This is a genomic window from Chamaesiphon sp. OTE_75_metabat_556 (assembly GCF_031378165.1).
Lineage (GTDB): Bacteria > Cyanobacteriota > Cyanobacteriia > Cyanobacteriales > Chamaesiphonaceae > Chamaesiphon.
Window position 1 is genome coordinate 1 of the sequence record NZ_JANNDR010000520.1, and the last position, 3578, is coordinate 3578.

General features: G+C 48.0%; 5 protein-coding genes. All 5 read left to right on the forward strand.

All coding sequences use genetic code 11. The features are described 5' to 3' along the window. The coding region (locus RMO27_RS20665) for an AI-2E family transporter (RefSeq protein ID WP_309736122.1) at positions 1-298 on the forward strand (298 nt) is incomplete at its 5' end. Positions 299-531: 233 nt separating this feature from the next. After that, positions 532-1077, forward strand: coding sequence for a photosystem II reaction center PsbP (gene psbP, locus RMO27_RS20670; protein ID WP_309736124.1), 546 nt, complete (start codon positions 532-534; stop codon positions 1075-1077). Positions 1078-1118: 41 nt separating this feature from the next. After that, positions 1119-1706: a nucleoside triphosphate pyrophosphatase gene (locus RMO27_RS20675; RefSeq protein WP_309736126.1), complete on the forward strand. Its 588-nt coding sequence runs from the start codon at positions 1119-1121 to the stop codon at positions 1704-1706. A 19-nt stretch (positions 1707-1725) separates the two neighbouring features. Then, positions 1726-2526, forward strand: a complete 801-nt coding sequence (locus RMO27_RS20680) for a hypothetical protein (protein ID WP_309736128.1) — start codon at positions 1726-1728, stop codon at positions 2524-2526. Positions 2527-2687: 161 nt separating this feature from the next. Next, positions 2688-3527, forward strand: coding sequence for a prolipoprotein diacylglyceryl transferase (gene lgt, locus RMO27_RS20685; protein WP_396133775.1), 840 nt, complete (start codon positions 2688-2690; stop codon positions 3525-3527). Positions 3528-3578: the final 51 nt, after the last annotated feature.

Sequence of the window (3578 nt, forward strand, 5' to 3'; positions counted from 1 at the left end):
CAAAAACTTTCCCCTGAGTGTATCGGTGTTAATTGCTTCATTAATCGTCCAGCAAATCAAAGATAACTTGTTAGCCCCCAGACTGATGGGTGAATTTATCGGCTTAAATCCGATCGCGATTTTGATCTGTTTGCTCACTGGCGGCCAAATTGCCGGACTGCTCGGCGTGATCGTCTCTGTCCCCATTGCCGGCACGATCAAAGGCACGATCGAAGGCACGCTGGAACTCGCGCGCAAACAAGCCCATAATATGGTTCAGCAGCCAGAATATGCCGGGGAATCGATCGATGGGGAGTAGGACTGGGAGACGGGGAGACAGAGGGACTTGGGGACTTGGGGACTTGGGGACTTGGAGACTGGGAACGCAGTTCCAAAACTATCGAGCCTTCTGCCTTCTAATCTAAAGCCTACCTTCTACCTCCTAAAACCTAAAGCCTACCCTCTAAAGCCTAAAGCCTAAAGCCTAAAGCCTAAAGCCTAACTAAGTCTATAATTGTTACCGATAAGCATCGCTATTAACATCAGAATTTTATGTGCAAACAAGCTATCGTGTCGCTAATGCTGGCACTGGCGATCGGATTACAACTGAATGTCGCTCCTGCTGACGCTGCTGGATTGCAGGGCTATATCGATACCACAGATGGTTATAAGTTTCTCTATCCTAATGGTTGGGTCGCGGTCAAAACGACCAAGGGTGCGGATATTATTTTCCACGACTTGATCGAATCGAGTGAAAATGTCAGTGTCGTGATCAGTCAGGTAGACAAAGATAAAAAACTCAGCGATCTCGGTACGGCCTCCGATGTTGGTTATAAACTAGGGAAAAATGCGATCGCCCCGCCAGGATCGGGACGGGAAGCGGAATTAATTACTGCCGAAACCCATGAAGCCAAAGGCAAGACTTACTATATTCTCGAATATGATGTCAAACTGCCCACTAGCAAACGTCACAATATTGCTAGTGTCGTGGTCAGTCGCGGTAAACTGTTTACCTTTAATGCTTCGACTACCGATCGTCGGTGGCAAAAAATGAAACAAGTTTTCACTGAAGTAGTCAACTCCTTCAGTGTTGCCTAGTCGTCGATCGCCCGTGGATTATTTGCTAACGTTCCGAAACTATGACCATTAACTTTGTCCTTGCCTCTGCTTCTCCCGCTCGCCGTCGATTGCTTCAGAGTGTGGGCATCAATCCCTTAGTCTGTGTCAGTCATTTTGACGAAGCTCAAATCCAATTGAGCGATCCCGTGGCACTGGTGGAGACATTGGCACAGCGCAAAGCCGAAGTCGTACTCGCTCAGGTCAATGATTCGCTGGTGCTGGGCTGTGATTCGATCTTGGTGGTTGATGGTGAAATTCATGGCAAGCCCCAAGGTCCGGTCGAAGCCTTGACTCGGTGGCAAAAAATGCGGGGTCGGATCGGCAAGCTCTACACCGGACACGCCCTGATCGACCAGATCCAAGCCAAACAAGTCGTGCGCTGTGGGATTACCCAGGTGTACTTTGGGCAAGTTACCGATGCTCAGATTCAGGCTTATATCGCCACAGGCGAACCTTTAGCCTGTGCTGGCGGTTTTGCCTTAGAAGGAAAAGGTAGTGCCCTAATTGACAGAATAGAAGGGTGTCATAGTAATGTAATTGGTCTAAGCTTGCCATTATTACGATCGATGCTGGCCGAACTAGGCTACGATCTCACAAGTTACTGGTGAGTCCTGTTATCCAAAAACTATGATCTCCAGCGCAGAATTCCAACACAAACTCCGATCAGGACAAATTTATGACGCTTTGGCGCTAGTGGTGCAAGAGACGGTCGAATTGGAGATTACAACTCAGATGAATGAAGATCCCGATCCAGAGCGATCTGCCGATGGCGAATATCTCCGCACCAAAATTAATCTGCTCACTGGCAATATCCAGAATGAAGTAGGTAAAAACGTCGTTACCAGTCCGAATTTTCTCAAGTTGCAACAGCTACATCTCGACCAGTTGGCCGTCAGTCAGCAGGGCGTCCGTGGATATTTAGAACAGATTCAGGCGATTCTGGCGATCTTACCGGCCAATTCAACGATTAATGGTGATGGGCAGTTGCCTACCGATCTTCGCCACCCCAACGGGCAGGTTGCAGAACTATTCATCTCATCGATCGATCCAGGGATGAATGCTGATGAAGATCTCGATTTGTCGATCGATCGAGATGATGAGGTGTGGGAAGAATGGGTTGAAGATGAAGACTTTGTTTCTAGCTCGGATATCCTGGCTCCACCATTAATGGCACCGAGAATGCCGTTACCGGAGTCCCCACCACAGTGGGTGCGCAGACCGCTCGATCCGTTGGCGGAGCCTCTCAGAATGAGAATCGCTATCAAACCGATCGCGCCTCGTGCCGCAACCACACCAGTCGATCCAGCGACCAAGTGGGAGCAGTTTGAACCCGAACATCTGGGGTGTAGGATCGAACCGCAACCGCGAATCAATCATTATCCCGATCCCCAGCAGATGGATAAAATATTGGCAGATTTAGATATTTAAGCTCGCCGCCAGATCTGATCGCTAATGTGCGCGATCTCCAGATCGACTATCGACTATCCACTGTCAACTAATTGCATATGTTCGCCCAATTCCTCAATTTTTCCCCCATCAGCAGTATCGATTTCGGTTCTGCACTGCAATTTGCTGGCTTGGATTTGGCGATGCCAAACCAGCTTGGCAGTCACTTGATCTGGGGACAATCCTTACTAGCTTGGATATTTATGTCTCCAGGCGAAGAGATTTTCCATCTGGGCTGGTTTCGCTTGAAATGGTATGGCGTATTAATCGCTGCGGCGGTGTTGATTGGGGTGAATTTATCGATGCGGTTGGCCAAAACCCGCCAGATCGATTCCGAAACGATCGCCGATTTGGCTATTTGGTTGGTATTGGGTGCGATTCCAGCGGCGCGATTGTATTATGTGGCCTTTGAGTGGCAGAACACCTATTCTCAACGGCCACTGCTGGATATTATTAAAATTTGGGAAGGCGGTATTGCGATTTATGGTGCAATCATTGGCGGCACGATCGCGGCAATTATCTTTGCCAGACTCAAGCAGATTTCATTTTGGCAGTTAGCCGATATTGTTGCACCTTCTTTGGCTTTGGGGCAAGCGATCGGTAGATGGGGAAACTTCTTCAATTCCGAGGCTTATGGCTCGCGGACAGCAGTACCGTGGAAGTTATACATCCCAGTGAAAAATGATTACTTTGAACCGACATTCTTGTATGAATCTCTCTGGAATTTACTCGTGTTTTCAATTCTGATGTGGTTATTTGTTAAGAATACTCGCCACCATAATTTAAAGACTGGTTCGCTCTTTTTAGTTTATTTAATTGCCTATGGGATCGGACGATATTGGATCGAAGGATTACGTACCGATAGTCTGTGGATTGGTTCGCTCAGAATCTCACAAGTCATCAGTTTAGTCGGAATTACGATCGGCACGATCGGTCTATTATGGTTATACATTCGGCGGCGGAGCTTACCAGATGTCGTTTAATCGGATTTTGGATTTTCGATTGTCCACCCAACACCTTACTCTCTGATGCCA

Bases quoted from the DNA above. Each gene is read 5' to 3' on its own strand.
- RMO27_RS20680 (WP_309736128.1), top strand. From the start codon at position 1,726: ATGATCTCCAGCGCAGAATTCCAACACAAACTCCGATCAGGACAAATT.
- RMO27_RS20675 (WP_309736126.1), top strand. From the start codon at position 1,119: ATGACCATTAACTTTGTCCTTGCCTCTGCTTCTCCCGCTCGCCGTCGA.
- psbP (WP_309736124.1), top strand. From the start codon at position 532: ATGTGCAAACAAGCTATCGTGTCGCTAATGCTGGCACTGGCGATCGGA.
- lgt (WP_396133775.1), top strand. From the start codon at position 2,688: ATGCCAAACCAGCTTGGCAGTCACTTGATCTGGGGACAATCCTTACTA.